Raw genomic sequence first — 25,313 nt, 5'->3', positions numbered from 1 at the left:
TTGAAAGGCAAGCGCTGAGCAGGTGTCTGCTCTCGTCTTTCCTGACACTGTCGGACGTTTGTAAGGATACAAGATGTCATTACGAGACAGATTCCTCGCCCTGGCGATTGTGCTGGTCTGGGGTGTGAACTTCGTGGTTATCAAAGTCGGATTACAGGGGATGCCACCGCTGCTGCTGGCCGGTTTGCGGTTTGCTTTGGTAGCCTTTCCTGCTCTGCTGTTTATCAAGCGTCCCGCATTGCCGCTCAAATGGCTGGTGGCGTACGGACTGACCATCAGTTTTGGTCAGTTTGCCTTATTGTTCTGGGCGCTGAATATCGGCCTTGCTGCAGGATTAGCCTCGTTACTGTTACAGGCGCAGGCTTTTATTACCCTGGCGTTTGGTTGTGTGCTGCTGAAAGAAAAAATTCGTCGCCATAATGTGATTGCGGTCATCACAGCGGGAGCGGGGATCTATCTGCTCGCGGTGGCGCAAGGCGCGGGAACGGCATCGCTGACAGCCGCTACCTTGCTGTTGATTATCGGTGCGGCGACCTGTTGGGCATTGGGTAACATCACCAATAAGGTGATCATGCAAAACTACGCCGTTCCGACCATGTCTTTGATCGTGTGGAGTGCTTTGGTGCCGATGTTCACGTTTGCTGTTGCTTCGCTCTGGATTGAAGGACCTCAGATCATTACGGATTCGTTGCTTAATATGCAGTGGCACAATCTGTTCTCGGTTGTTTACCTGTCGTTGCTTGCCACGATCGTCGGATATGGCGGCTGGAGCTATTTGTTGAGCCGTTATCCTACCGCATTGGTTGCTCCGCTTTCGTTGCTGGTTCCGGTATTTGGACTGCTGAGCGCTTGGTTGTTGCTGGGTGAGAGCCTCACTCTGTATCAAATCGCAGGCGTGGTGGTGATTGCGGTCGGGCTGGTGATTAACGTTTTTGGCCAGCGTTGGTTTGGCCGCCAAGCTGAGCCGGTTTCTTCTCTGGCGAGGTAATCCATCGCTATTCGGGTGAGATAACGTGGTACAGAAAGGGGGAGGCGGCTCGTTTCTCCGGCACAAATCCACGCTGGACACTTATTTAGTCAGTGCTCGCTGTGAATAAGACAGAGTGAGCCGCCATGCTCAGGTCAGGACAGCAGTGGATTTAACCTGCCTGAGCTTATTTGAAGGCTGACGGATAGCAATTGCTGCAAGGATTGACGATACAAGGTAATGGTGCCATTCCGCCCTGGGATAGAAGTTCCTCTGACGACCAATGTTCGATTATCGCCACGTGATCTTGCGTGCAGCGTACAGGAACCGAATAGAGAATCCCCTGATTTTGCATTACGCTTAAGTGGAACAGCGTAAACTGATATTTCAATTAAAAGTCGTCACACTGCGGCCAGAAGTAGTATCCTTGCCCACAAATCAATAACGAAACCTAATGAATTGTTTACTATTTTAAGACGTGGAAGCAAAAATAATGAAAGAGATTAAACGACCGGTAAATTCCCATCGGGCTTACCATGCCCATGTGTACTTTGATGCACAAACGCTGGAGTTTGCCTCGCGGCTGGTTCATGAAGCAGGCGAGCGTTTCCCGGTGAAAATCGGCCGGGTGCACGAAAAACTGGTGGGCCCTCACCCGAAATGGAGTTGCCAGATTAAGTTCACTTCACACGATTTCGATCACTTAGTACCTTGGCTGGACGAAAATCGTAATGGTTTGTCGGTACTGGTTCATGCGCTTTCCGGTGATGAAATCGAAGACCATACTCTGTATGCCTATTGGCTGGGTGACAGCCTGAGGCTGGACCTGTCGGTGTTTGACAGTTCTTCTGTGGAAGATTGATATAAAGCGCTTAGGACCATAAGCCACTGAGTCAGAAAGATAAAGGGCCGCATTGCGGCTCTTTTTGATGTCATTGCCAGCCACCGCCTTAGACGATGATTAATGGTACTGATGCGTATATCAGTGGCTATTTACGGCGGTACTCAGTCTTGATTGAGAACCGGCAGCACGAAGCGGCCCATTTCCTCAATCACATCCTGCGCTTTGCGACGCGAAGGTTTGAGGTTAAGTGCGACGTGACGTACGCCCAGCTGTTTATGGTGACGCAGACGCTCAATCAGTGCGTTGCGGCCAATACGTACCACGTTATAAAAACGTTGGTATGGCGCATCCGGGTTCGCATCCAAATCAAAGAAACGTGGCATAGCCGTAATGAGGCGCAGTTTGTTCACCGGCGGCGACGCGCAGTGATGCAACGATTTCCTGAATGGCCCGTTCATCATCCACAGACCAAATCCAGGCATTGACGTTACGTGCCAACCAATCGATAGGCTGACGTGAGCGGCCGACCGCCATTAATGGCAGGTTGTTGTGCACCGGTTTCGGATGCATATCAAGATTGCCGGAAAATTTGCCGAAGTTATTGGTCTGCAAACGCGGAAATGATTCGTTGTGCAGGGTCCGGATGATCTCAACCGATTCGCGGTACAGTTCACCGCGCTGGTCAAAATCAACCCCGAAGGCCGGATATTCGACCGGACGGTCACCGGTTGAAAGGCCAAGCACAAAGCGTCCGCCTGTCAGATGATCCACAGAAACCGCCTGCTTCGCGACTGAAATCGGGTCACGCAGTGGCAGTACAATGCCTGCTGTGCCTAAAGTAATCGATTCAGTAGCGGCAGCCAGATAGCCGGCATACACAAAGGGGTCAAGCATTTGCGCCGCATCCCCGAAGTTGGGATCGTAAAACGGCACATCGCGCAGCCAGATGCTGGCAAATCCGGCCTGCTCTGCCTGACGTGCAATATTCTGGTGATCTTTCAGAGTCGGAAAGGGAAAGCTCGGATAACCTTCCAGAGGTGTCAGTAAGCCTATCGTCAGTTTATCTTCGCTGAACACCTGGTTGAAGCTTGGTGTCAGTGCCTGTTGCTTCTCGGTCATAATCATCTTCTCTTTGGCTTGTTCTAAAGGACGTTTTACTGATTATCGTCAGGCCACAGAACATCAAGTTCTGAACGGGCAATACGCCATTCACCGTTAACGCGCACATAGTCATCAACATAGTGACCAAGCAGCAGGAACGGATGCTGCGCGGTGTCGCGATCAGTAACGAAATCCAGTAAGTAACAGCTGCCCTTGGCATGATTGTCGTCGATCAGGGTGATATCGTGATTCGTTACTGCGTGAATAAACGGGAAGTGGCCACGTTTCTTGGTATCAAACAGGGTGTAAGCATCAGCCAGGCTACGCTTGATTTCATCCAGGCCCTGCATTGAACCGACGGTCACTTTAACTTCTGCATCCTGGGTAAATACTTCACCCATACGCTCGGCCTGACCGCCGTCTAAAAGCTGGCTGTAACGCAGGCGCAATGCACGAATTTCTTCACGATCCAGCAGGGCTTGAATGCGTGTCATATCGATTGAGTTTGTCATAAGGGGCTCCGGTCTTACTTTGCTGCGCTATAGTGAAAGCGAGTTCTCACCACAGCACGAGAATTGAGTGATTACGGAGTATTGTATTGACTTGTTTAAAAATGATAATACAGTTTATATTCCATTTATTTCGTCCCAGGATTCCATAATGAAATTGTATGAGACTCAATTTTCCGGTGTGGTTGAGTATGTAGAAACCCTCCGTACCGGTTTCTTTTACTGCAGCAGGTGAACGGTTGGGGCTGACTGGCTCGGCGGTCGGCAAAAGCGTCACCCGGCTGGAGCAGAAGCTGGGAACGAAATTACTGCATCGTACTACCCGTAATCTGACCCCGACTCCGGAAGGTCAGCGTTTCTTTGATGGCTGGGTTGCGATACTCGATGAAATAGAGAGTCTGGAGCTTGGCGTTGTGGCCGGCAGCAGTCAAATCTCCGGTCGTCTGAATATTCACCTCCCGGCTGCGTTTGGCCGCCGCCACGTGATGCCTATACTGGCCCGTTTGTCGTGTGAATATCCGAGTCTGGATATGTCGGTCAGCTTTACTGAGCGCCGCATTAATCTGATTGATGAAGGGGTTGATCTGGTGGTGCGGATTGGCACTCTGGAGGATGATGCTGACCTGGTGGCACGTAAACTGGGTCGGCAACGTCTGGTAGTGTGTGCAAGTCCTGCTTATCTGGAACGCAAAGGGATTCCTTCACTACCGGCTGAGCTCACCGAACATGACTGTATTATCGGTAGCCGGCGCAGCACCCAGCCAGCCTGGTTGTTCTGTCAGCCGAGCGGTGAATCTTTTTCTCAGGTGATTCGTGCCCGGTACGATTTCAGCGACGGAGACGCTATGGTGGAGGCGACACTCAATGGCATGGGTTTGTGTCAGTTGCCGACATGGTTGGTGAATGAATATCTCTCCACAGGAGCTCTGGTCACCGTCCTTGACCAATGGGCGGGCGCGGAGATGCCTATTCACGCAGTCTGGCCGCGTTCTCGCTATCTCAAACCGCGCCAGAGAATCGTTATCGATGCGTTGCTCGATGAAGCACGCAGCCCGACCTCAGTGTACAACTTGTAATCCTTGAGCCAGCGTGCAATCTTGAACGCTGGCTGAATGAAGGTGTCTATTTGTCGCTGTGCCCGCGAGAACTCAGATACGCTGCGCCTGAGGCGAGAACCATGATTATTGCGGCAACGCTAAATGCCAGCTCATGGCCGGAGAAGTCATACAGGATACCACCCAAGGTTGAGCCCAGTGCGATAGTGAGCTGAATAACGGCGACCATCATTCCGCCGCCGGCTTCTGAATCATCCGGCATGATACGGGCAACCCAGGTCCACCAGCCGACAGGGGCAGCGGTAGCCAGCAGCCCCCAGCATGCCAGAGCAACCGCGACGGCGCTGAACGAATGGCCAAGCAGCATCATCGACATCCCAATGACCGCCATCAGCAACGGGATCATGATCAATGTGCCGTACAGACTTTTATTGAGGAATCGGCCAATCAATGCGGTGCCGACAAATCCGGCAATACCGACAATCAGCAGTGACAGCGAGACCAGAGTCGCATCAATCTGAGTGACCGTTTCCAAAAATGGGCGAATATAAGTGTAGAGGGTAAACTGACCCATGAAAAACAGACCCACTGCGGCCATCCCAATACCAATCACCGGGGTTTTGATCAAGGTCCATAAGCGGCCAACACCACCACCTTGCTGCTCACTTTTCATCGCCGGTAAGCTGATGTATTGCCAGACAAAAGCAAACAGAGAAAGTGGAACCAGGCACCAGAAAGCGCCGCGCCAGCCCACTATTGAGCCTAAATAGCTGCCCAGAGGAGCGGCCAGAATCATCGCCAGGGCATTGCCGCCATTAAAAATGGCCAGTGCTTTTGGCACCTGGTTTTTCGGCACCAGGCGCATCGCACATGCAGCAGAAAGGGCCCAGAAACCGCCGATCGAAACGCCAATCAGCGAACGGCCAACCATATACATTGTATAGTCGGAGGCTTCAGCAATAATCGCACCTGAGATGAGCATCAATGCAGTCAGGCTAAGCAGCAGATGTTTACGGTCACGCTTGGCGGCAATAGTTGAGATCGAAAGGCTGGTGATAACCGCAAAGGCGCCTGAAATAGCGATACCCTGACCGACTAATCCGGTGCTGACCCCCAGATCGCTGGAGATAGCTGTCAACAAGCTGACCGGCATAAATTCAGAAGCGATGAGGGTGAATACACACAAGGTCATGGCGAAAACACCACTCCAGTACGCGCGTGGTTGATGAGCGGCGGAAGTACTGTTGGCAGCCCTTTCCTGTTGTATAGCTTGAGTGTCTGACATTGGTTCCTCTAAAGGCTTAAGTTATTGTTTTTACCGTATGGCTTGAAGTGTTTCTTTACGCCAACCATTTTCTCAGGTAAAACGGTCGGCAGATAGCTAATAAATGCTTAAAGAGGCTATTAGCATTACTAATTAATGAGGAAGCGATGCCAAAACGTAATCTCAATGATCTGCTTTATTTCGTCAGAGTGGCGCGTGAACGCAGTTTCACCCGGGCAGCCGCGCAACTTGGTGTAACCCAGTCTGCTCTCAGTCAGGCGATCAGTGCGATGGAAGAGCAGATCGGTATTCGTTTACTGACTCGCACCACGCGCAGTGTGTCACCAACGCCTGCGGGGGAGCGCTTGCTCAACTCTATCGGCAGTCGAATTGATGAGATGGAAGCGGAGCTGGATGCACTTACAGAAATGCGTGATAAGCCGGCGGGTACAGTCCGCATTACCTGTGGCGAAGCGGTTGTGACAGATATCTTACTGCCCAAGCTGGAACCTGTGCTGAGAGAATATCCGGATATCAAGGTTGAGTTTGATATTAACTACGGCTTCCGGGATATCGTTGCCGACCGTTTTGATACCGGGGTTTCGCCTGGGAGGAACCATAGATAAAGACATGGTTGCGGTACCTATCGGCGGTAAAATGCGTATGGCTGCGGCCGCAACACCGGATTACTTTTCTCGTTATTCCAAACCATTAAAGCCGGAAGATCTGCTGGAACATAACTGCATCAATATGCGTTTTCCGACTCACAACAACATTTATCTGTGGGAATTTGAGAAGGACGACCGCGAGTTCAACATCCGTGTTGACGGACAACTGACCTTTAACACGACGCAAACTATGCTGCAGGCTGCACTAAAGGGCATGGGTATTGTGTTTCTGCCTTATGAAGAGATGGAGAGCTATATTTCCAACGGAAGTTTAGTGACGGTTCTCGAGGATTGGTGTCCGCCATTTGATGGTTATTACCTGTACTACCCAAGCCGCCGTCAGCCTACTCCGGCGTTTGCACTCGTACGGGATGCATTGAAGGTGAGTTATGACGATAGTCAGGTAAGTTAAATTGCCCCTTGTTGCGACTAATGAGTGACAGGTCGCCTGGTAAGAAAGGACAAACGACGACCAGAATTGGCGATGATAATTACCGAGTTTTTTATTAATAAGTTAACCAAACAGTTATGACTTTGTCATATTCGGTCTTTACTTTCGGTGTCTTGCTTCAATAGGGATAAACCGAAAGGAATGACTGAATTATGTTCACACTGCGTAAAAAACACCTGCTTCTTAGTCTGTCAGTATCAGCACTGGCGGCTTGTTCATCAACGCCACAATCACCATCTTCATCAAGTGCGCTGACCTTGGTCGGCACATCTGTCGCTGATGCTGATTTTGGCACATCAGCGGCGGAAATCGTCAGCTACGATAAAGCGACCGATAAACTTTACGTTGTCAATGCACAAGCGGGGCTGGTGGACATTCTGGCCCTGGATGCAGACAGCAAGCCTGCGGCGAGTGGTGTGATTGATTTGCGCAGTGCCGGCAGCCATGCTGGTATCGAGATTGGCGCCGCGAACAGTATTTCTGCACACGGCGGAATGGTGGTAGTAGCAATTGAAAATGCTGATAAACAGCAGCCGGGCATCCTTGCGCTGTATCGCTCCGATTCACTGCAACTTATCGCGACATATCCGGCTGGCGCCTTGCCGGATATGGTCGGTTTCTCGCCGGATGGCCGTTATATTGCCAGTGCCAATGAGGGCGAACCCAACAGTGATTACACTATCGACCCGGAAGGCAGTGTGACTTTAGTTGATCTTAAAAATGGTCCACTGAATGCCAAAGTATCACAGATTCACTTCCGAGATTTTAATCAGGGCGGCAGCCGTCATCATGAACTGACTGATAAAGTGCGTATTTCAGGTCCGAATGCCAGTGTCGCGCAGGATCTTGAGCCGGAATACCTGACTTTCGCTCCGAACGGTAAGATTTATGTCTCTTTGCAGGAAAACAATGTAGTGGCGGCGATTGATGTTGAGAGTGCCCGCGTTGATGCCATTTATGGTTTGGGTGGCAAGTCATGGCAAACCTCACAGCTGGACGCTTCCAATAAAGATGGCATTATCGGTAATTTTAACAGTTATCCGCTGCTGCAGGGGCTGTATATGCCCGATACCATCGCCAGCTACAGCGTAAATGGCAAAACCTATCTGCTGACTGCCAACGAAGGTGACGGGCGTGAATACGGCATCGATACCACACAGCAAGTGTGTGACCAGAAAGGCTTTAAATGGGATGAAGATGATTTCTCCGGTTCAGCTCAGTACACTACTGAAGAAGGATTCTGTATTGCGTATGTTGATGAGCTGCGTGGCAAGAAGCTGAAAGTCGCAGACGGTCATCCGCTTAAAGAGGCGTTAAAAGATAATAAGCAGCTGGCTCGCCTGAAGGTAATCAATCCGGGTCACACATTGGCAGCCGATGAGCCGGTGTATAGTTATGGCGCACGCTCCTTTTCTATTTGGGATGAGCATGGTGAGCTGGTGTTTGACAGCGGAGACCAGCTGGGAAAAATCGCCTTTGAATCAGAAGGTGATAACTTCAACAGCACCAATGATAACAACCAGAGTGGCGACGATCGCAGTGATGACAAAGGGATTGAACCGGAAGCGATTGAAGTGGCAGAGATCAATGGCCGCCATTATGCCTTTATCGGCCTGGAACGTCAGGGCGGTATCATGATTTATGATGTCACCAATCCAGAGCAAAGTCGCTTCGTCGAGTACATCAATAACCGTGACTATTCACAGCCGGTTTGTACTGCGGTTGATGAAGGTGACTGCGACAATGATATGTATAATCCGGCCGCGAAAGACTTAGGGCCGGAGTCGATCAAACATTTTGTCCGTAACGGCGATCATTTTATCGCGGTCGGTAACGAAGTCAGTGGTTCCACGTCGGTGTATAAAATTAACCTGTAACTGGTTTTTGACACCCTTCAGCGAAAGATACAGTTTAACGAAAGGCGTCGCACGGCGCCTTTTTTGTCCGACATAAGTTGTCTGATAGACGTTTTCTTATGGAAAATTCAGGCCAGGACAAAGGTAAATTCGCCACTCATCGTGTTACCTGTCTCTCGCGGTAAAAATTGCAGATGCTCACGTTCCGACCCTCCCCACCATTCGTTGCCGGTGTTGCCTTGTAGGTAAAGCTGAGTGGTGAGCAGTTCTTGCTTGCCCCGCCACAGTTTGACATGAATATGAGGCGGTCGGGAGCCATAAGGTACCGGATGCAAGGTATGAAATTGATAGCGACCATCAGCTTGGGTTTGCGTTGCTCCAAAACCGGCAAAGGCGGGGTCAAATTGGTCATGATTGACCTGACGCGGGTGGGCATAAATGCCCTGACTGTCACATTGCCATATCTCGACCTTAATCCCGGAGAGCGGATTGCCAGATGTATCGACAACGCGACCATGCAGTGTCAGTGGCGTACCCTTGACTCGGTCTGGTTGAGTAATCAGTTCCTCGCGCAGCGGAATCGCCACCACAGGATAAAAGGGGCCTTCAGTTTGTGTCGGGGTGGGTTTACGCGGAGTGGTCGCTTTGAGTAACGGAGAAAACAGTAACATCGCCAAAGCGAGAAAAAATCGTCTTTCCATGAGAGCACCTCATCAGCAATAGTGCTTTAATTGTGGTGGAGTCTTGTCAAATAGCAACCGTAAACACTAACGATTAGTCAGTAATACTCAACCATCAATTCTATAGCCATTCTTACCGTCTTTTTTGACCCGATACATCATTTGGTCGGCTTTAATCAGCAGCTTTTCGACATCGTATCCAAACGACTGCGAAGTACTGACCCCGATACTTGCCCCGACAGTGACCTTAAGATCATCGTTAATTTCAATCGAGGTTGAAAAAGCATCTTCCATATCGCTGAGTATGTGGGGCAGAACGGTCAGATCTTTAAGCTCTACGGCCACGACAAACTCATCTCCGCCCCAGCGAGCGATGATATCGTCCGGGCGTGAAACGCTGCGCAGCCTTGAGCTGAGTTCTTTCAGAACGATGTCTCCGGCCTCATGGCCATGTTCATCATTCACAATCTTAAAATCATTCAGGTCTAACCAAATCATCACTAAATGAGAGCCGCACGCTTTTGCATTGTTGCACAGTTTCGTTAAACCGGACTTCGGCACCTCTTCGGTTAAAGATGCCTGTTAATGCGTCGTGGGTGGCGTTGTAAGCAAAGTTTTTTTCTTTTTGAGCCCGGTCTGAAATATCATAGATAACGAGTTCGACAAACTTTTCTAAATCCAGGTTATGGACATTTTCGACGTTAGAAAAAAGCACACGCAGCCAAACATCGTCGTTATCCCGGAGGCGAAAGTCCTTGAACAGACTAATTCCTTCTTCGCGTACCTGTTGCAGCGTTGCTTCGAATTGTGATTTGTCATCAAAAAGTGATGCAAAGGATGAGTGCCAGTCACTGCCCGGTTTACATTGCAGCATTGACTTAACCGATGGATTCGCGAGGTGAACCTGATTATTTTCATCAAGCAATAATATGCCGGCATGTGAATGTTCGAAAATAATCCTGAATTGGCGTTCAAGTTTTAAAATATGCTGGTTGTTTTTTGCTTCGCTGCGGTAAAAGTCAGCAATTCTTTTCAGTAAGTTATTGGTATTTTCGGCCAGAAAACCAATTTCATCATTGGATTGGATACGGATTTCGTCACCCGTTCGGACTCCGTCCACAGGCGTAGTTCTGATTTGCTCTAACAGCAGGTGCAGAGGCTTTGTCACGACCTGACGGACGATGATATAAACACACAGCAGGATCAGGAGCAAAAGCGACGTTTGCCACATGACCAGTGAGAGACCTTTGTCCCGCGCATGGCTGTTGATGTAACCATAATCTAAATACAACTCAATTTTGCGACTTCTGCAGCACTAAAAGGCGGCGTCAGAACTTCAGTGATATGGCTTTTAGAGGCGGGGACTGAACCGGCGTCAACGGAAGCATCATCGGCAATATGAAAGCGCACTGCCTCTATTTCCGGGTTATCATACAAAGCGGATACGACCTCTGAAGCTAAGTCACTATCTTTGAGATAAGCCGCCATGGAGGCATTGTATCTGACCATTTTTACCAGCCGCTGGATACGCTCCTGATAGGCTGTCTGTTCTTGAACGTAGGTGTACTGATAGCTTAGGTAGCTGGTGGCAGGAATAAAAACAGCGGCGACAACAAAAATCGCCGCCATCAACTTCCATCCGACGTGCTTATTGATCTTGTGATACAACGAATATCGTTTTGACATCGTTATTCAGTTCTCCGGCTAGTGCGTGCGGGATATATCCGATGGCATTCGAATTATCAGCGACCAATTTTACGATATCTTGCTCTTGAGGCACTTGCATTGGCGGCGTCGCTCTGCCGCTAAACATCAGTCTGGCCCAGTAAGCGTTGATTTCGGGAAGTGACATACGCACTAATGAATAGTAAAAATCTTTTCGTATCGCAGAGGCGCTCGGAGCATCGAGTTTCACTACCGCCTCTCCCGATGGGAAATAGGGGGTTCGTCCCATAAACAGATCGGTGACCTGTTGTTTGGTGAGCGTGTTAAGCGGGTTGTCTTTATTCACTATGACCAGCAAGTCTTCACTCCACCCCCTGGAAGGAGTACCGATGAGTATGATGATTAGCAAAACAAGATATTTTCTCATAGACATCAGAATATAAAGTTCATACTGAGGGTAAATATATTTACCTGCTCATCGGAAGTGACTGATTTGCCATCCCACAGCAAATCCTGATTGGCAGCGACCCAAGATCTGTCCCATTGTGCTTTGAGTGCCATGTTCGTCGCGACATCCCAACGTACGCCGACAGAGGCCGTTTTTTGCTCGAAATCCGTGCTGTTCAGCCCTGTTTGCACGTAGCTAAGCAGGGGTTTCGGGCAGTTGTGCGTTGGCAGAATAGGTGGGGCGAGTGGTATGAGTGTGTGCCAGCAGCCCAAACACGGCAAAATCATCAAACCGCTTCACCACACCCGCATAGGCGGATAGCGAAGGCAATACGGTCGCCATGTCGGTATCCATATAAGAGACTTCGGCCAACCATTTCCAGCTGTTGTAACGATAAACCGCACCCGCAGTGTAATAATCGATAGGCGAATGCTTAATATCCAACTGTGACAGGGTTTCATTGACCCCTGGTATAAAAGAGTAGGTTCGCAGCAGGGTTCTCAGATTATCGATACCGCTCTGTTGCAGACTGTCGATCTCTGTTCTTGCGTAGGCGGTGCGCAAAGTCAAACCGCCGTTCTCATAACGCAGGGCGAGGCCGGAGAAAGGGGACAGGTCAAACTCAGACTCGCTGGTTTTGTATTTAAATGAACTACTGGAGCGGCCATAGAATATCTTGGCTGAGAGATTCCCTTGCTCAAATGAATGGCGATACAGCAATTCGGCACCGTCAAAGTGATAAAAAGGAATCGCACCATAAAAATCGACCGGAGGCCTTACCCATTCATAGGCGTATCCGATATTGCCGACATCGCCGATCAGGGTGAGGTCGCTGCCGATCCGGCCAACGCGAACGTTCCATGAGTTGTTAAAATCATAACTCAGGTTAGCCCAGGTGATGGATTCATCCAGGCTGTTATTGATTCTGTCTTTACCGACAATTTGTACAGATGCTTTTAGGGCGTCGGTAAACAGGATATCAGCTTGCACGCCAAGCAGAGAGTCCTGACTCAGACTGAATTGTCGTGCCCGGCCTTCTTGGGTCATATCACGACGGAACGCCAGTGACTCCGAATCAGAGTAAACTCCGCTCAGCGTACCAAAGCCTCTGATATCAATCATCTGAGTATTAGCGTAAGCGATGGTAGGGAAACAGAATGTCCCGATGACAATTCCCCATATCCTGCACTGCATGGTTTTTCCCTTGCCCTGTTAACGTCATCAGATACGGTGAGTCGTACCCTGTCTAAATCATCTTTTACGCTATGGTTAGTTTAAATGATATGAAAATCTGAGAGTTCTTATATCATCTTAGTCTAATTCGTCGATTTTAAGTTTGTTGACCGATTTTAGGTAATAAAAATCATAGACTTTTGAGCAAAGTCTCAGGAAGACTAAAGTACAAAGAGAAAACACTTGTTTTGAGTTGTTCAGGTCTTGTTCGTATGCAGTGAACGTCTGTGCGGCACTGTGTTTCTGAACCGGACTGAGCATCGTGAATACACCTTCCCGCCTGAGCAAAGCGATTCATTGCAAGGTGATTGATTTCGGCGGCTTGCTGCTCAAGACAATACCTTGGTTGTGGTAGTGACAACCGTGACTGTTTCTGGCCGGATTGAAGCTGCTGAAAGCGAGATATTTTAACAAGTCGTAATCGATTTTCAGCGCAAGCCTGACTGCACCAGCCAGCGAAACAACTTAAATTGACTGGGCAGATAAAACAGGTATTCAGGGTGCCACTGCACGCCGTAGATGGGCTTTTGTTGATTACTTTCAATTGCCTGAGTGAATTGATCAAGATCTCGCCCGACGACGCGCAGGCCATCACCGACATCCTTGATCGCCTGATGATGCAAGCTGTTGACCCTTAATTTCGCTTTGCCACACAAGGTAAACAGATGTGAGTCTGTATCGACAAAGACTTGCTTGGTTGGCAGCAGGCCCGGGCGGTTATAGGTGCGTTGACGCAATGTGGTGATATCTTCATGCAGGTTACCGCCCAGCACAACATTGATTAACTGCGATCCGCGGCATATGCCCAGCAGCGGGACCTTATTCTGCAACGCCCATTGGATCCAGCGTATTTCCAGCGAGTCACGTTCAGGATCAAACTCATCCTGTTGACTGGCTTTGCCGCCATAGTGCTCCGGGTCGATATCGTCGCCGCCGCCGATAATCAGACCATCGAGCGCCTGACCGGACCAGCGGTGCCTGACGCTGATTCTTTCCGCTTGCGCCCCCGCGAGGGTTAGGGCGAGTTTAGTGCACCACCAGGAAGGAGACCAACTGCGATGATTTCCGGTTACCCCAATTCTCGGTTTTTTATCCACTGACTGATTTCCTTCATCCAATCATTGCGTTTCACGCCAATCACCGGCAGTGACATGGCTTTAAATCGACGGGACAACATGTCGAGAGCGCTAGTATCTGCCGCTAAAATTTCGACTAAGTGCCATATATTCCAAGAGGTTGCGAAGCTCCAGTTGCTATTTTCGATTAAGCAGTCGGGCAGCCGGTAATGAAATGTCGGCCGTTGATTGATTTTGCTATCTTTCACCACCCGGTTGACCCTTTCTTCATCGATGCACGCAAACAGCGGCAGCATATCCAGAGCACGGTTGCGGCTTGGGTTATAAGCCAGATAGTCATCAATCAATGCGTTGATGTCCTGATAATGTTTATCGATCAACTGCTCAATATATTGTTCCGAATAGAGTTGGATATAGGGGCTGATTTTGCGCGATACGTTGACGTCATGAGCCTTGTTGAGGCTCCACTGTAACAGTGCGAAAGATTTCAGATAGGCGTGGACGGTGCGGACATCCAGTGAGGGGATTTCAGGGTTGATGTGCACGCCAAAGGCCGCGATGACAGAGTCGTCCGTTCCCTTCGTTCCGGCGTCACGCAGGGCGGGGATCAGTTTGTCTAATTCGTTCAGTTTATCGAGAGGAAAAGGAGGCGTGACGATTTCCAATGGCACAACCGAGAGTGCGATGTTATGCAGGAAATCAACCCACTCATGGCCTTCATCGTTAAGTTTGGCTTCCAGCGCGGTGTTTTTGAGATACTCCCAGTCCAGCTCGACCTTGAACTTGCCATATTGCGGCGTGTTTAGTTCGTACTCAACTGCCGACTTTTGTTCCAACTCACCGCCAAATGTACGTTGCAGTATGGTTGTGGCATCCCCTATGGTCAGGCCGGTAAATTCAATTTCGAACCCGACCCGGCGCATCTCGCCAGCGTCTATTGTGGTTAAAGGCGGAGTTTTAAAAGCCATGGTAGCCTCCACTTATTCTAAGGTTTACATATTGAGCATGTTCTGATTGATAACATACAAGGGCAGTATAAAAAATGGCAAATGTTACGCAAAATCAGAGAAGACATCGTCACCAAACGGTGAGGTCAGGCGCAGTGGAATATGTGTAAAAGGGCTGCGTTGAAAGGCAGCCCCTGACTCAAAGCTGTAGCGGATATCAAAGCATACCGTTATCGTGCGCCATTTTTTCCGGAATGGCCTGGCTTACATCCCAGTGTTCGACAATCTTGCCGTTTTCCAAGCGGAAAATATCGACAATCGCATTGCCACGTTCGCCTGGGTCACGAACCGCATGAACGTGCAAAATGACATAATCTCCATCAACGAAACTTTGCTTAATTTCGCTGTGTGACTGCGGATGGTTTTGCTTGAGGTAGGCAATGTAGCTTTTAAAACCTTCAGGACCGTCTGCGGCATTCGGGTTATGTTGGATGTATTTATCACCGACATATTCCAGTGCTGCATCGGCATTTTTTTCGTTAAGGCCTTTCTCGTAGAAGTTCAGCACAACCTGACGGTTAGCTTCTTTTTGTGACGCGCTATCTGCGGCCATGGCCGGCGAGCTTAGTAACCCGAATGTCAGGCTGCCAAGAAGTAGAAAAGGTAGCGCTTTACGCATATTGTTGTTCTCTTTAATTAGATGGCTGTTGTCATTAGAAACGGGGAAATCGAATTAAAATAAGACGGACTCATCTTTAAATTTTTATGGGCTAATTGGCTCAGTGTTGCAACTGAGACCATATCAACGATAGCGCTGGCGTTTTATGATGTCTACAGGTGTTTATTAAAAAACGGCCACGTCTCATTGACGTGACCGCTGGGAAAACAGGGCGGTTTAGCCTGCTTGTACCGGAGTTGCTTTGCTGTTGTTTACGTAGAAGCTGAGCTCGTCGACAGAGTTGGCCTGATAAGATTGCAGCTCTTTTGCATCAATGTGCTGGCCGGTTTTGTCGGAAACGATTTTGGCAATAGCATCCATCCGTTGCGACTCGTCGAGCTGTTTCAGCATATTGAGTTCATCTTCGTCCAGGTCAACCGAGGCTGAATTTGGCAGATAAATGGTGCCGTAATAGAAGTCAACGCCAAACGCGATTAGCCCGGGAAACGATGAAGAGGATTAAGCCCGCCGCGTCGAGAATCGCGATCGCCGGGTCAATTTTACCGCCTCGTTGTCCCTCGCGCTCCGGGTGCAGTAATACCCCGCATCCACTCAGTTGAGTAACTAAAATAGCAATAAAAGCAGACATTAACGTTTTGTTTTTCATTTGCTCTCCTTCACATTCGTTCTCAAACCATAATTGGTCATGCTGTCTCAATCATAGGTCAGTTTAGGCCGCTTATATCAGCAAACCATCAGATTTCCGTAGATTTTTGATTGATTGGCCAAGCGCTTATGTTGTGATGTTCTCTGTCCTCCTGATTGGGTGAACAGCGCTCAGTTGCGAAGTGGGCTTATCAATAAAAACAGGCTCAATAATAAAAATAGGCACTCAGCTGTGAACGTAATTCCTCTTGATGCCATTGGCGGTAATCCAGTTCCGCTCTTAATGCGCTATTTCGGGTCAGGCTCCAGTTCCAGGTGGCATTGGCCGATAAACGGTCATTAACGTCAGAACCGGCAAGAGCGAGCCACTCGGCACTTAAACCCAGTCGCTGTTTAGCGCCAAGTGAATAAAACAGGCCGGATTGCACACCGGCGCCAGGTATCCAGTCGTGCTCAGTCAGTTGCCCCTGGCTCAGCTCGGCTTTGAGCAGCGCATACCAATGCAGGCTGTCGGCTTCTCCCCAGGCTTTTCCTGCGCCGCCTTCGACAAACCAGCGGCTGTCGGTATTGGCATCGGGCCGGTCGAAGCCGGTTTTTAATCCCCATGCCAGGCTGTCAAAAACGCGGTTGCTGGGCGCTAAGGCCAGTACATCAATAACGTTCAGATGGTCGAGTCGGCTGGTTCCGTTGTCATCAATACTGAATTTGGTGTCGAGGAAGCTGATTTGTGCGCCGGGGATAAATCCGTCCAGCGCGTCATACATGTCATGATAAGCCGGCCGCCACTCGACCGATGTTGAGTGTGTTTGATGCTGGTAAAGGTTTCGTGCGATTCCGATACGGGCTGACCCATGCCCCTGTTCCGGTGACGTTTCCGGCCTCACCACTGCGGGGAAAGGGGATTCTCGGTTGATCTGACTGCGTTTGATCAGGATCTGGGTCAGTTGTTTGGCGGTCATGTCACGCTCAAGCCCGTCATCGTACAGTTCGAAGTTAAGCCATTCGTAAGCGAACTCCAGAATCGCCGCTCTCTCTGACTCAGTAAATTCGGCTTTGGAAGGGTAAATACCTTGCTCTTTCAGGCGCCGCGTGGCGAGGTAAATACGCTTGCTGACCAGATTCGATTCATGATTGAGTCGGGTACCAAACGCGGCCCGATACTGCGGTGGCTGAGTTAATCCGGCATCAACCAGAACTTTCACGGTATCGGAAGGAATCGCGGTGACCGGAAACTGACTGACTAAATCCAAACTCTGGTTGGCCAGTTGTAGCAGAGCTAATAACTGATAAGAGCAGTTTTCGTCCAGGAAGTAGTAGTCGAACTCGGCTTGTTCCATTTCCCACAGGTGAAGCAAAATTCTGTCCACTTCTTCACGGGTGAAATTGAGCGGGTATTCCCAGATATCCCGCGACTCAATATCGTTATATTCACGCACTTTTTTGTAGTAAGGCATGACAGTAAAGCGGCTCGGATAAGAGCCAATCAAACCTTTAAGTGCGTAAAGTGCTGCATTATCGGCGCTGTCCGGTTTCGGCGGCGAAGTTTATCGCGTAAGCGACCAGTGCATTGTTCTGGTTCTGATTCTTGGCATCGACCCGCAGCAGGGTATGACCAAACATGGACGAAGGATTATTCATAAAGGCAGTGGGAAACACCAGGGTCAGTTTCTCCGGGTCCATTGCCTGCTGCCATTTTTTTAGATCAGGGCAATCTAATTCAGGTGGTGCCTTACCTTGTTTTTGTTCCAGCCATTGATAACGGGCCGGAAACGTACAGCGTGCCTGATGCCGGCTTTGCGTCGAGCCCTGATACAGCGCCTGAATGGTAGCTGCAAGCTCTTGCGCCGGATGATCCTTACCTTGTGGCGCGAAAAAGAAGCGGTCGGAGTCAATCGTGCTGACATAACCGCCGGTGAGATCGGGTAGATAGTGCCCCAATTTGAGCCAATAGCTATCCTGACTCAAGGCACTGACGTCCAGTTCAGGTAAGGGTCCGGACTCTGCGGACGCTAAGCTCAGGGACGAATGTAATCCGCCCAGAAAAATGAGAAAACAACGCTTCCACTGCATAACGACTCTTGAAATGAAAAGGTGCCTCGTTGTTGCAACGAGGCACAGAAGGGTAAGACGAAAGAGGCTGTTACATTGCGTAAGCAGACAGCTTAGAATCGTGCGACATCAGTGTGTTGAGGTTATTCAGTACCTCGTTGGACGTCACGTTTTCAGAACGATAAACCACGGCAAAGTTTTGTTTTGCCATAGTGTTGAAGTCGGCTTTATCTTCATTCGGGATGCCCCAGACTTCAGACAGTGTTGCCAGTGTTTCACCCTGACCTTTGGCCATATCACGTGCCAGATTGTCCATGTTACCGTCAATAAACATCGCCAGTTTCTGACGTGAGTCGATAGTGCCTGTTCCGTCACAGCCCAGTGTACCGAATGTGATACCAAAGGTTTGGTTACCTGAAGTACCGTTGGTTGTCGCGCCGAGCACTTTTACCACTTTGCCGGATTTTCCGTCAAAAATCATGGTACCCAAACCACAACCAATATCATCATCAGCCATTGCGGCCTGCGCAAACGGTAGGGTAGAGAGTAACGTAGCCACTGCGAATAACTTTTTCATATTAATAATCCCTTAGTTCGGTCAAAAAGTGGTGGTCAAAAAAAACGCATTACCACTAGATGAAGATAGGAAAAAGTCGGTGATATTCCAATGTCATGTTGGCGAAATGGGATTAAAATCAAAGCGATTTGGCAAATATTGCCCTGAATATGTCGCGAATGGTGTTGGTTGTGGTTTTAAACGTCGTACGGTTAATGGTACACAAAACGTACAAGAAAAATTAAAAATGCCGCGTTGGTGGACGCGGCATTGTGAGTGATTAGCGGTTAGCAGTTAGTAATTAACAATTAACTGCTAGCAACTAGTAATACCAATCACACTAATTAACTGGTCAATATAGTCCAATCTCTAAAGCAGAGCGAAATGACTCGACTTTTGTCTGCACAAAAGCGATTCCAAGCACTACACAGCTTGTCGACAATATCGTCGTAACATTCAAAACACCTATTGGCTATTTCGTTCTGACGCAACCAACTCCATACCTGCTCTATTGGGTTGAGTTCCGGTGAATAGGGCGGTATATGAATGACAGTCAGGTTTCTTGAATGAATCAGCAAGATAACTTTGATGCCAACTGGCTTGATCCATGATGACGACAGCATGTTTGTCTGCGGGGGTTGATTGAGAAATGAGCCTGAGTTGCTCTTTCATTGCTTCCATGTTGCTCATCGGAACAACAATAGCTTCAGTTTCTCCGGTATTAACGCACACCGCTCCAAATAGGTACGCATACTCAAATTGCTGTTGTTGTACCGCTCTGGGACGAGTCCCTTTTTCTGCCCATATTCGAGTTGTTGTGTTGCGCTGGCCAAATCTGGCTTCATCTTGAAACCAGATTTGAACATCTTTTAAAGCAACATGTCCTGGGATCTTAAGGATCGTTTCTATTGGGAATTTTTTTAAAAGCTTCTTGCGCTTCTACAGATTGCTTTGGGTGCTTTGAACGCGTTGTTATCCAAACTAAATCAAGCTTTCTCAATATCTTGTATATGCCTGATAAGCTGTACGATAGGCCAAATTCCTCATGGATGAATTCAATAATATCTGTCCCCTGTAGTCTGCCACCTTCAGGCTTAATCGCATTGGAAGTGATGTACAGCTTTAACTGAGATAGCTGGTCTTCAGTCAGTCGTGAAGGACGGCCTGTATGCTGCTTTTCTACCAAGCCTTCAATACCATTCTTTAAATAAGCCGCAACCCAGTTATTGATACTGGTACGGCTGGTTTTTAAGTATTTGGCGATCTGAGTGCGGCTTTTTCCATCCACGAAATGAGATATCGCAAGAAGTCTTGTACGCATCCTAGCATCGGATGTTTCACGAATAAGTTTTGGGAAATCAGGGGTCGTCATATCAGCTCCTATTGAAGCTGATATTAGATCATAAAATTAGTGCGATTGGTATAATTAGGGTCAGGATTTCCACCATGACTCAAAGGTTTGGTTAGGATCATCGATTCGGATCGTCTCGCCAATCATGGGAGTCATTAACCGGTAGTCTTTATCATCACTCGCCGCTTGAATACGATCCAGTGGCTCATACCAGGCGTGTTTCGCCAGCTTAAACTTGCTGTTGTGTGAAGGCAGCAGAGCTTTGGCGTTGAGATCTAAGGTTGCCTGAGCAACCTCTTCGGGCATCATATGGATAAAGGGCCAGTTTCTGGTTGTATTGTCCGGTCTCGAGTACCGCAATATCAAATCCACCCAGTTGGTCTGCGATCTGTTTAAAGTGCTCTCCATAGCCACTATCACCGCCCAGGTAGAGTTTATGTTGGCCGCTGACGATGGCAAATGAGCCCCATAAGGTTCGATTCCGTTTCAGCAGACGGCCTGAGAAATGTTGTGCCGGCAGAATATGAATCTGTCCCTGTTCAGTATCAATCGCATCATACCAATCTCCTTCGGTGATCATTTCCTGACTGAATCCCCATTGAGTAAAGTAGGAGCCGACACCAATCGGGGTAATAATATGGCCGATTTTGTTCTTCAGGGCCTGAATAGTCGGATAGTCGAGGTGATCCCAGTGATCGTGAGAAATCAGCAGGTAATCGACGTCAGGAATGTCCTCAGCCTGATACACATTGCTGCCAGGAAAGGCAAGGTTGGTTTCCGGGACTGGTGAAGCGTTAGCACTGAAGACGGGATCAATCAGATAACGAGTACCATCTAGCTGAATGAAGTAGCTGGAATGCCCCATCCAGATCATCACGTTATCCTGAGGATTGAGGCTGAACAGATCGGTCTTTTGCGACGGCAGGTCGCTGGTCGGAACCGCATCGGTCACTTTGTCGGTCAGAAAACGGTAAAAGCCGACCAGTGCACCGTCGGTTGAGGTCGACACGGGAACATCGACGCTGTTGTGAAAAATGCCATCAACGTACTTGCCTTGGTAGCTGTCCGGCTTCACCTGAGGCGCGGCAAATTGTGCCTGCTGCAGATAGAGGTAAATCGCAGCGCTGATGAGTATCAGCAGAGCGGTAACGATTTTGAGTAACTTACGGGTACGCTGCCAGCGTGGTCGGCTGGATACTGTTGTCAGTTCAATAGTCTGAGAATTTGGCTGTGTCATTGGTTCTCCGCAATTACAGCTAAACAGGGAGAGTGCAACGAAATGGGGGGAGCTTAAGCAGGCGTTAAGCAGTTTCTGCCCTTATCTCATTGCGCTCAATTCTGTGAACTATTGTTATCAACTCGGCGTGGAGAAGAAAGACCCATTCTTCTCTGATTGTTGCCTATTTCTACTCACCGGCTGAGACCTTATCAGCGCGTGATAGCCCATATTTGAGGCGGTTCCCAGTAGCGCTGAAAGTGAGCTTTTGGTTTAAGGGGCGACGATGACGCGGAATAATCCTACTGAGGCTTAGGCCATGACCTGAAATAAAAGATAAAAAAGGGCGGCACTGGAGTATGCCGCCCTTGAAGCCTGAAAAATCAGGCATTATAGCCTCAAAGATTCTCCCCCGAGATCAGTGAGGCTGATCCAGATGCTCAATCAGGTACTGATTGGCTTCAGTAATAATGCTTTCCGCATCGGCAGGTTGGTCGTGTTCGACAACATACCACTGGATGTTGGCTTTCTGCGCGGCAGGCAGAACTTCATCTTGCCACGACATGATACCGTCACCCACCACAGTGAAGTTACGCTCATTATCATGTGTACCGATACCTGAGTTGTCTTTGACATGCAGGCTGAAGATACGCTTACGCCACTTCTTGATCAGTTTGGCCGGATCCTGGCCGCCACGAGATACCCAGGCCGCATCCAGTTCCAGTTTCAGGTTATCAGCGTGGCTGCCTTCCAGAATCCATTCCAGTGCCAGTTTACCGTCGTACTTTTTCATTTCGAAATCGTGGTTATGGTAAGCCAGTTGTATGCCATTCTGGCGCAGTGTTTTACCGATCGCGTCCAGTTTCTTTACCCAAAGCTTTCCAGCCTTCTGCTGTGCTTGGGCGATCTTCTGCCGCCAGCCAAGGCATGATCACCACATTATTATCAATCGCCTGGTTAAAGCTGATTACTGTCGCAAGATCGTTGCGCAGATCAGCCAACTGCACGTGTGCAGCCATGGCATTGAGTTGGTGCGCAGTTAGCAGACGATTCATTTCATAGCTGTCTACACCCTGGGTGCCGACCAGTTCAACGGCGTGGAAGCCGCTGCGCTGAGCCATGGAAAATTGCTCTTCCAGAGTACCTACATCACGCAGGGTGTACATTTGCAGAGAAATATCTTCCTGGTGTTTGGCGTGCGCCATTGCCAGAGATGATGCTAAAAGTCCGATTGAGAATACGCCGGTTTTCAGCCAGTGATTCAGTTTCATGTTCAAGTTCCTTTATTATATTTAGCTCAATCCGAGTAGGTTGCGGTTGAGATTGTTTTCCTGAGCACCGGAGGCAAAGTCGTCAAACGCTTTTTCAGTCCGGTCGATCAGGTGTTTCTGGATAAATGGGGCACCTTCTGTGGCACCTTGCTCAGAATCTTTCAGGCAGCATTCCCATTCCAGCACGGCCCAGCCGGTGAAACCGTATTGGGTCAGCTTGCTGAAGATCTGTACGAAGTCGACCTGGCCATCGCCCAGTGAGCGGAAACGGCCCGCGCGATCAACCCATCCGGCATAACCGCCGTACACCCCTTGCGACGCGCTGGCACGGAACTCTGCATCTTTCACGTGAAACGCTTTGATGCGGCTGTGGTAGCGGTCGATGAAGCCAAGGTAGTCCATGCCTTGCAGCAGCATGTGGCTTGGATCATACAGGATGTTGGCACGCGGGTGGTGATTGACACTTTCCAGGAAGCGCTCGAAGCTGGTGCCATCGAACAGATCTTCGCCCGGATGTAGCTCGAAACAGACATCCACACCTGCCGCATCGAAAGCATCCAGAATCGGCAGCCAACGTGCCGCAAGCTCTGCAAAGCCCTCTTCTACCAGACCCTGCGGGCGTTGCGGCCACGGGTAAACGTATGGCCACAGCAGAGAGCCGGAGAAGGTTGCGTGCGCGTTCAGGCCTAAGTTAGCAGAGGCTTTTGCCGCCAGCAGCAGCTTCTCGGTTGCCCAGGCAGAGCGGGCCGCGGCATCGCCGCGCACCGCTTGAGGGGCAAATTGATCCATCAAAGGCTCGTAAGCCGGATGAACCGCCAGTAACTGGCCTTGAATGTGAGTTGAAAGTTCACTGATTTGCAGGCCAAATTCCGCTAATGAAGCTTGGATCTGCTTACAGTAATCCTGATCCTCAGCCGCTTTTTTCAGGTCAAAAATCTCCGGGTTCAGGGTCGGCATCTGCAGCGCTTTGTAGCCTTTGTCTGCTGCCCACTTCGCCAGTCCTTCCAGAGTATTGAAAGGGGCCTGGTCGGAAATGAACTGTGCCAGGAAAATAGCAGGACCTTTAATTTGTTGCATAATCAATTACCTTAAATATTGAGTTTAGGCGTTGGCGTGTTGCTGTGCTGTGGTACGCTTCTCTTTGAAGAACAGAATGAATAGCAGCGCCACACCGCCGGCAAACATGGCTGGTAACCACCAGAAGCTTGCCCAGTTGTCCGCGCTCAGATGCGCATTGCCTTGCAGGAACTGGTTGTACACCACACCTGCAACCTGAGCACCAACCAGCATGCCAATACCGTAAGTGACCAGAACCAGCAGACCTTGAGCCTGACCACGGTTGCTGTCATTACATTGTTTGTCGATGTAAATCTGACCGGTTACGAAGAAGAAGTCGTAACATACGCCGTGCAGCGCAATACCAATCATGATCATCCACATCACAGAGTCAGGTGCGCTCATTGCAAACAGTGCGTAGCGCAGAAACCCAGGCCGCCATACCGACAACCAGCATCCATTTCACACCCAGACGGCGGAAGAAGAGGGGCATCAGCAGCATGAACAGGATTTCAGAGAACTGACCCAGAGTCTGGATACCGGCGATGTTGGCCATATCCATTGAGCTTAAAAACAGCTGAGTGAAGTTGTAGTAAGCCGCCAGAGGGATACAAATCAGGAAAGACGCCAGCATGAAGACGAAGAAAGCCGGGCTTGCCAAATCTTTCAGTACGTTCAGACCTGCGATGTCAGCAAATGAAGTTTTGGTTTCAGAACCAAGCGGTTTGGTATCTGGCAGCATAAAGCTGTAAACACCCAGAATAGCGCTGGCAACGCCCGCAGTGTAAAGCGGCATAGCAGTTTGCTCTGCTGCGACACCAAAGAAGCCACCCAGACCAAAACTGATGAACAGGCCCGCAACAATCCAGCCGATGGTGCCGAACACACGAATCGTCGGGAATTGTTTTTCCTGATCGCTGATATTGCGAAATGCCAGTGAGTTAGACAGGCCAAGCGTTGGCATATAAGCCAGGTTGTAGGCCAGCAGAATCACAATAAACACCGTCGGATTGGAGATGGTTTGCGGTGCAGCAAACAGGAAGACTGCGCCAATCAGATGCAGTACACCCAGTACCTTTTGGGTCGAAAAGTATTTATCAGCAATTAAGCCGATGAAAAACGGGGCAATAACCGCAGCAAGAGGGTTCACTGTATATGGCCAGTGAGTCAGATCACTCATGCCCACTTGAGACATGTAAACCGCGATGGAGGTGTACCATGCGCCCCAGATGAAGAATTGCAAAAACATCATGGCGCGCAAGCGAGGCAGAATAAACTTGTCGTTGTTCATAATATTATCCATTTTTATAGGTGTAGGGATGCTTCACGAATCGGTGTTACAGTCAGTCGATAGTTACCCAGCGTCTGTCTCGATTTGACGTTAATACTGCGTCGATCAGCTTGGCGGCACGCAGGCCGTCGTCAAAGGTCGGCAGACCTTCACGATGTTGGCCTAATACTGTGTCGTAGAAATCACTGACAAAGGCTTCAAAACAGTGGCTGTAGCCCTGTGCATGGCCGGCAGGTGTCAGTGACAGTCGTTTCTGTTCATCGCTGCCCTGGGTTGGATCGCGCACCAGCAGAGTGCGTGAATCACGTTTGCCTACCCAAAGTTGCTCTGGTGTTTCCTGGTCAAATTCAAGGCTGGCGTTGCTGCCGTCGATTTCAAACCACAGGCGGTTTTTGCGGCCAGCGGATACCTGGCTGACGGTCAGTGTTGCCGGTG

At 49.4% G+C, this 25,313-nt stretch carries 32 protein-coding genes and 1 pseudogene; 7 read left to right on the top strand and 26 right to left on the bottom strand.

Annotation, left to right across the window (positions count from 1 at the left end):
• Positions 1-73: 73 nt before the first annotated feature.
• Positions 74-988, top strand: a complete 915-nt coding sequence (locus ABDK09_04565) for an EamA family transporter (protein ID XAW87510.1) — start codon at positions 74-76, stop codon at positions 986-988.
• 472 nt (positions 989-1,460) lie between these two features.
• Positions 1,461-1,829: a DOPA 4,5-dioxygenase family protein gene (locus ABDK09_04560; GenBank protein ID XAW87509.1), complete on the top strand. Its 369-nt coding sequence runs from the start codon at positions 1,461-1,463 to the stop codon at positions 1,827-1,829.
• 143 nt (positions 1,830-1,972) lie between these two features.
• Here ABDK09_04560 and ABDK09_04555 read toward each other — a convergent pair whose 3' ends face one another.
• The 3 genes from ABDK09_04555 to ABDK09_04545 are packed head-to-tail and all read right to left on the bottom strand — an operon-like array spanning position 1,973 to position 3,424.
• Positions 1,973-2,194, bottom strand: a complete 222-nt coding sequence (locus tag ABDK09_04555; protein XAW87508.1) for a hypothetical protein — start codon at positions 2,192-2,194, stop codon at positions 1,973-1,975.
• The gene (locus tag ABDK09_04550; GenBank protein XAW87507.1) at positions 2,178-2,930 is read right to left on the bottom strand and encodes an LLM class flavin-dependent oxidoreductase; all 753 of its coding nucleotides are present in this window, start codon (positions 2,928-2,930) and stop codon (positions 2,178-2,180) included. Before ABDK09_04550 ends, ABDK09_04555 begins: the two co-directional genes overlap by 17 nt.
• Before the next feature lie 35 nt (positions 2,931-2,965).
• Positions 2,966-3,424: a nuclear transport factor 2 family protein gene (locus ABDK09_04545; GenBank protein XAW87506.1), complete on the bottom strand. Its 459-nt coding sequence runs from the start codon at positions 3,422-3,424 to the stop codon at positions 2,966-2,968.
• Between the two features lie 236 nt (positions 3,425-3,660).
• On the opposite strand from ABDK09_04545, the gene ABDK09_04540 reads away from it, so the two are divergent.
• Positions 3,661-4,497, top strand: a complete 837-nt coding sequence (locus ABDK09_04540; protein ID XAW87505.1) for a LysR family transcriptional regulator — start codon at positions 3,661-3,663, stop codon at positions 4,495-4,497.
• A 46-nt stretch (positions 4,498-4,543) separates the two neighbouring features.
• Here the strand turns inward: ABDK09_04540 and ABDK09_04535 are convergent, their stop codons facing one another.
• Complete coding sequence (locus tag ABDK09_04535) at positions 4,544-5,761, bottom strand: MFS transporter (protein XAW87504.1); 1,218 nt, start codon at positions 5,759-5,761, stop codon at positions 4,544-4,546.
• A 146-nt stretch (positions 5,762-5,907) separates the two neighbouring features.
• On the opposite strand from ABDK09_04535, the gene ABDK09_04530 reads away from it, so the two are divergent.
• The 3 genes from ABDK09_04530 (at position 5,908) to ABDK09_04520 (ending at position 8,736) form a co-directional block, all read left to right on the top strand.
• Positions 5,908-6,366 (top strand): LysR family transcriptional regulator, encoded by a 459-nt coding sequence (locus ABDK09_04530; GenBank protein ID XAW87503.1) that lies wholly within the window; start codon positions 5,908-5,910, stop codon positions 6,364-6,366.
• Positions 6,317-6,820 (top strand): LysR substrate-binding domain-containing protein, encoded by a 504-nt coding sequence (locus ABDK09_04525; GenBank protein XAW87502.1) that lies wholly within the window; start codon positions 6,317-6,319, stop codon positions 6,818-6,820. The genes ABDK09_04530 and ABDK09_04525 overlap by 50 nt, the downstream gene beginning before the upstream one ends.
• A gap of 191 nt (positions 6,821-7,011) precedes the next feature.
• Complete coding sequence (locus ABDK09_04520; GenBank protein XAW87501.1) at positions 7,012-8,736, top strand: choice-of-anchor I family protein; 1,725 nt, start codon at positions 7,012-7,014, stop codon at positions 8,734-8,736.
• Between the two features lie 107 nt (positions 8,737-8,843).
• Here ABDK09_04520 and ABDK09_04515 read toward each other — a convergent pair whose 3' ends face one another.
• The 14 genes from ABDK09_04515 to ABDK09_04450 form a co-directional block, all read right to left on the bottom strand.
• Complete coding sequence (locus ABDK09_04515; protein XAW87500.1) at positions 8,844-9,416, bottom strand: protocatechuate 3,4-dioxygenase; 573 nt, start codon at positions 9,414-9,416, stop codon at positions 8,844-8,846.
• Positions 9,417-9,503: 87 nt separating this feature from the next.
• On the bottom strand, positions 9,504-9,893 hold the full coding sequence (locus ABDK09_04510; GenBank protein ID XAW88457.1) for a GGDEF domain-containing protein: 390 nt from the start codon (positions 9,891-9,893) through the stop codon (positions 9,504-9,506).
• The gene (locus tag ABDK09_04505) at positions 9,871-10,686 is read right to left on the bottom strand and encodes a PAS domain-containing protein (GenBank protein ID XAW87499.1); all 816 of its coding nucleotides are present in this window, start codon (positions 10,684-10,686) and stop codon (positions 9,871-9,873) included. The genes ABDK09_04510 and ABDK09_04505 overlap by 23 nt, the downstream gene beginning before the upstream one ends.
• On the bottom strand, positions 10,677-11,024 hold the full coding sequence (locus ABDK09_04500) for a hypothetical protein (protein XAW87498.1): 348 nt from the start codon (positions 11,022-11,024) through the stop codon (positions 10,677-10,679). The genes ABDK09_04505 and ABDK09_04500 overlap by 10 nt, the downstream gene beginning before the upstream one ends.
• A gap of 19 nt (positions 11,025-11,043) precedes the next feature.
• A complete protein-coding gene (locus ABDK09_04495) occupies positions 11,044-11,487 on the bottom strand; it encodes a hypothetical protein (protein XAW87497.1) in 444 nt (147 codons plus the stop codon).
• 216 nt (positions 11,488-11,703) lie between these two features.
• Positions 11,704-12,702 (bottom strand): hypothetical protein, encoded by a 999-nt coding sequence (locus ABDK09_04490; GenBank protein ID XAW87496.1) that lies wholly within the window; start codon positions 12,700-12,702, stop codon positions 11,704-11,706.
• A 467-nt stretch (positions 12,703-13,169) separates the two neighbouring features.
• Positions 13,170-13,838 carry a gamma-glutamyl-gamma-aminobutyrate hydrolase family protein gene (locus tag ABDK09_04485; GenBank protein ID XAW87495.1) on the bottom strand — a complete coding sequence of 223 codons (669 nt, stop codon included), beginning with the start codon at positions 13,836-13,838 and terminating at the stop codon, positions 13,170-13,172.
• Positions 13,811-14,785 carry an amidoligase family protein gene (locus tag ABDK09_04480; protein ID XAW87494.1) on the bottom strand — a complete coding sequence of 325 codons (975 nt, stop codon included), beginning with the start codon at positions 14,783-14,785 and terminating at the stop codon, positions 13,811-13,813. The genes ABDK09_04485 and ABDK09_04480 overlap by 28 nt, the downstream gene beginning before the upstream one ends.
• Positions 14,786-14,981: 196 nt before the next feature.
• A complete protein-coding gene (locus ABDK09_04475) occupies positions 14,982-15,443 on the bottom strand; it encodes a nuclear transport factor 2 family protein (protein ID XAW87493.1) in 462 nt (153 codons plus the stop codon).
• A 216-nt stretch (positions 15,444-15,659) separates the two neighbouring features.
• On the bottom strand, positions 15,660-15,833 hold the full coding sequence (locus tag ABDK09_04470; protein ID XAW87492.1) for a hypothetical protein: 174 nt from the start codon (positions 15,831-15,833) through the stop codon (positions 15,660-15,662).
• A gap of 67 nt (positions 15,834-15,900) precedes the next feature.
• The gene (locus ABDK09_04465; protein XAW87491.1) at positions 15,901-16,089 is read right to left on the bottom strand and encodes a hypothetical protein; all 189 of its coding nucleotides are present in this window, start codon (positions 16,087-16,089) and stop codon (positions 15,901-15,903) included.
• A 205-nt stretch (positions 16,090-16,294) separates the two neighbouring features.
• Positions 16,295-17,575, bottom strand: a complete 1,281-nt coding sequence (locus tag ABDK09_04460; protein XAW87490.1) for a DUF4105 domain-containing protein — start codon at positions 17,573-17,575, stop codon at positions 16,295-16,297.
• 25 nt (positions 17,576-17,600) lie between these two features.
• Positions 17,601-18,158 (bottom strand): DUF4105 domain-containing protein, encoded by a 558-nt coding sequence (locus ABDK09_04455; GenBank protein ID XAW87489.1) that lies wholly within the window; start codon positions 18,156-18,158, stop codon positions 17,601-17,603.
• A 70-nt stretch (positions 18,159-18,228) separates the two neighbouring features.
• Positions 18,229-18,714 carry a DUF3015 domain-containing protein gene (locus ABDK09_04450; GenBank protein XAW87488.1) on the bottom strand — a complete coding sequence of 162 codons (486 nt, stop codon included), beginning with the start codon at positions 18,712-18,714 and terminating at the stop codon, positions 18,229-18,231.
• 28 nt (positions 18,715-18,742) lie between these two features.
• Between ABDK09_04450 and ABDK09_04445 the strand changes: the two genes are divergently transcribed.
• Entirely contained in the window at positions 18,743-18,973 is a 231-nt protein-coding gene (locus ABDK09_04445; protein ID XAW87487.1) for a hypothetical protein, read from the top strand.
• A gap of 64 nt (positions 18,974-19,037) precedes the next feature.
• On the opposite strand, the pseudogene ABDK09_04440 reads toward ABDK09_04445, so the two are convergent.
• The 8 genes and pseudogenes from ABDK09_04440 to ABDK09_04405 all read right to left on the bottom strand — a co-directional run bounded on the left by ABDK09_04440 (position 19,038) and on the right by ABDK09_04405 (position 25,302).
• Positions 19,038-20,065 (bottom strand): annotated as a pseudogene (locus ABDK09_04440) (IS630 family transposase).
• 208 nt (positions 20,066-20,273) lie between these two features.
• Positions 20,274-21,281, bottom strand: coding sequence for an MBL fold metallo-hydrolase (locus tag ABDK09_04435; protein ID XAW87486.1), 1,008 nt, complete (start codon positions 21,279-21,281; stop codon positions 20,274-20,276).
• Positions 21,282-21,678: 397 nt separating this feature from the next.
• On the bottom strand, positions 21,679-22,086 hold the full coding sequence (locus tag ABDK09_04430) for a sugar phosphate isomerase/epimerase (protein ID XAW88456.1): 408 nt from the start codon (positions 22,084-22,086) through the stop codon (positions 21,679-21,681).
• 19 nt (positions 22,087-22,105) lie between these two features.
• Positions 22,106-22,531 carry a hypothetical protein gene (locus ABDK09_04425; protein ID XAW87485.1) on the bottom strand — a complete coding sequence of 142 codons (426 nt, stop codon included), beginning with the start codon at positions 22,529-22,531 and terminating at the stop codon, positions 22,106-22,108.
• Positions 22,532-22,552: 21 nt separating this feature from the next.
• Entirely contained in the window at positions 22,553-23,608 is a 1,056-nt protein-coding gene (locus ABDK09_04420) for a sugar phosphate isomerase/epimerase (protein XAW87484.1), read from the bottom strand.
• Positions 23,609-23,632: 24 nt separating this feature from the next.
• Positions 23,633-23,992: an MFS transporter gene (locus tag ABDK09_04415; GenBank protein ID XAW87483.1), complete on the bottom strand. Its 360-nt coding sequence runs from the start codon at positions 23,990-23,992 to the stop codon at positions 23,633-23,635.
• Positions 23,979-24,878 (bottom strand): MFS transporter, encoded by a 900-nt coding sequence (locus ABDK09_04410; GenBank protein XAW87482.1) that lies wholly within the window; start codon positions 24,876-24,878, stop codon positions 23,979-23,981. Before ABDK09_04410 ends, ABDK09_04415 begins: the two co-directional genes overlap by 14 nt.
• Before the next feature lie 52 nt (positions 24,879-24,930).
• A complete protein-coding gene (locus tag ABDK09_04405; protein XAW88455.1) occupies positions 24,931-25,302 on the bottom strand; it encodes a Gfo/Idh/MocA family oxidoreductase in 372 nt (123 codons plus the stop codon).
• Between the last annotated feature and the right edge of the window lie 11 nt (positions 25,303-25,313).

Origin of the sequence: Vibrio sp. CDRSL-10 TSBA (genome assembly GCA_039696685.1) — a bacterium.
Taxonomy (GTDB): domain Bacteria; phylum Pseudomonadota; class Gammaproteobacteria; order Enterobacterales; family Vibrionaceae; genus Vibrio.
Note: the sequence above shows the minus strand (reverse complement) of the source record. Positions and strands in the feature narration are given on the sequence as shown.

What these genes read in the sequence shown, in the direction of transcription:
- ABDK09_04565 (XAW87510.1), top strand. Translation starts at nt 74, where the DNA reads ATGTCATTACGAGACAGATTCCTCGCCCTGGCGATTGTGCTGGTCTGG.
- ABDK09_04560 (XAW87509.1), top strand. Translation starts at nt 1,461, where the DNA reads ATGAAAGAGATTAAACGACCGGTAAATTCCCATCGGGCTTACCATGCC.
- ABDK09_04555 (XAW87508.1), bottom strand. Translation starts at nt 2,194, where the DNA reads ATGCCACGTTTCTTTGATTTGGATGCGAACCCGGATGCGCCATACCAA.
- ABDK09_04550 (XAW87507.1), bottom strand. Translation starts at nt 2,930, where the DNA reads ATGACCGAGAAGCAACAGGCACTGACACCAAGCTTCAACCAGGTGTTC.
- ABDK09_04545 (XAW87506.1), bottom strand. Translation starts at nt 3,424, where the DNA reads ATGACAAACTCAATCGATATGACACGCATTCAAGCCCTGCTGGATCGT.
- ABDK09_04535 (XAW87504.1), bottom strand. Translation starts at nt 5,761, where the DNA reads ATGTCAGACACTCAAGCTATACAACAGGAAAGGGCTGCCAACAGTACT.
- ABDK09_04530 (XAW87503.1), top strand. Translation starts at nt 5,908, where the DNA reads ATGCCAAAACGTAATCTCAATGATCTGCTTTATTTCGTCAGAGTGGCG.
- ABDK09_04520 (XAW87501.1), top strand. Translation starts at nt 7,012, where the DNA reads ATGTTCACACTGCGTAAAAAACACCTGCTTCTTAGTCTGTCAGTATCA.
- ABDK09_04515 (XAW87500.1), bottom strand. Translation starts at nt 9,416, where the DNA reads ATGGAAAGACGATTTTTTCTCGCTTTGGCGATGTTACTGTTTTCTCCG.
- ABDK09_04510 (XAW88457.1), bottom strand. Translation starts at nt 9,893, where the DNA reads ATGATTTGGTTAGACCTGAATGATTTTAAGATTGTGAATGATGAACAT.
- ABDK09_04500 (XAW87498.1), bottom strand. Translation starts at nt 11,024, where the DNA reads ATGGCGGCGATTTTTGTTGTCGCCGCTGTTTTTATTCCTGCCACCAGC.
- ABDK09_04495 (XAW87497.1), bottom strand. Translation starts at nt 11,487, where the DNA reads ATGAGAAAATATCTTGTTTTGCTAATCATCATACTCATCGGTACTCCT.
- ABDK09_04490 (XAW87496.1), bottom strand. Translation starts at nt 12,702, where the DNA reads ATGCAGTGCAGGATATGGGGAATTGTCATCGGGACATTCTGTTTCCCT.
- ABDK09_04480 (XAW87494.1), bottom strand. Translation starts at nt 14,785, where the DNA reads ATGGCTTTTAAAACTCCGCCTTTAACCACAATAGACGCTGGCGAGATG.
- ABDK09_04475 (XAW87493.1), bottom strand. Translation starts at nt 15,443, where the DNA reads ATGCGTAAAGCGCTACCTTTTCTACTTCTTGGCAGCCTGACATTCGGG.
- ABDK09_04470 (XAW87492.1), bottom strand. Translation starts at nt 15,833, where the DNA reads ATGCTGAAACAGCTCGACGAGTCGCAACGGATGGATGCTATTGCCAAA.
- ABDK09_04465 (XAW87491.1), bottom strand. Translation starts at nt 16,089, where the DNA reads ATGAAAAACAAAACGTTAATGTCTGCTTTTATTGCTATTTTAGTTACT.
- ABDK09_04455 (XAW87489.1), bottom strand. Translation starts at nt 18,158, where the DNA reads ATGCAGTGGAAGCGTTGTTTTCTCATTTTTCTGGGCGGATTACATTCG.
- ABDK09_04450 (XAW87488.1), bottom strand. Translation starts at nt 18,714, where the DNA reads ATGAAAAAGTTATTCGCAGTGGCTACGTTACTCTCTACCCTACCGTTT.
- ABDK09_04435 (XAW87486.1), bottom strand. Translation starts at nt 21,281, where the DNA reads ATGACACAGCCAAATTCTCAGACTATTGAACTGACAACAGTATCCAGC.
- ABDK09_04425 (XAW87485.1), bottom strand. Translation starts at nt 22,531, where the DNA reads ATGAAACTGAATCACTGGCTGAAAACCGGCGTATTCTCAATCGGACTT.
- ABDK09_04420 (XAW87484.1), bottom strand. Translation starts at nt 23,608, where the DNA reads ATGCAACAAATTAAAGGTCCTGCTATTTTCCTGGCACAGTTCATTTCC.
- ABDK09_04415 (XAW87483.1), bottom strand. Translation starts at nt 23,992, where the DNA reads ATGAGCGCACCTGACTCTGTGATGTGGATGATCATGATTGGTATTGCG.
- ABDK09_04410 (XAW87482.1), bottom strand. Translation starts at nt 24,878, where the DNA reads ATGAACAACGACAAGTTTATTCTGCCTCGCTTGCGCGCCATGATGTTT.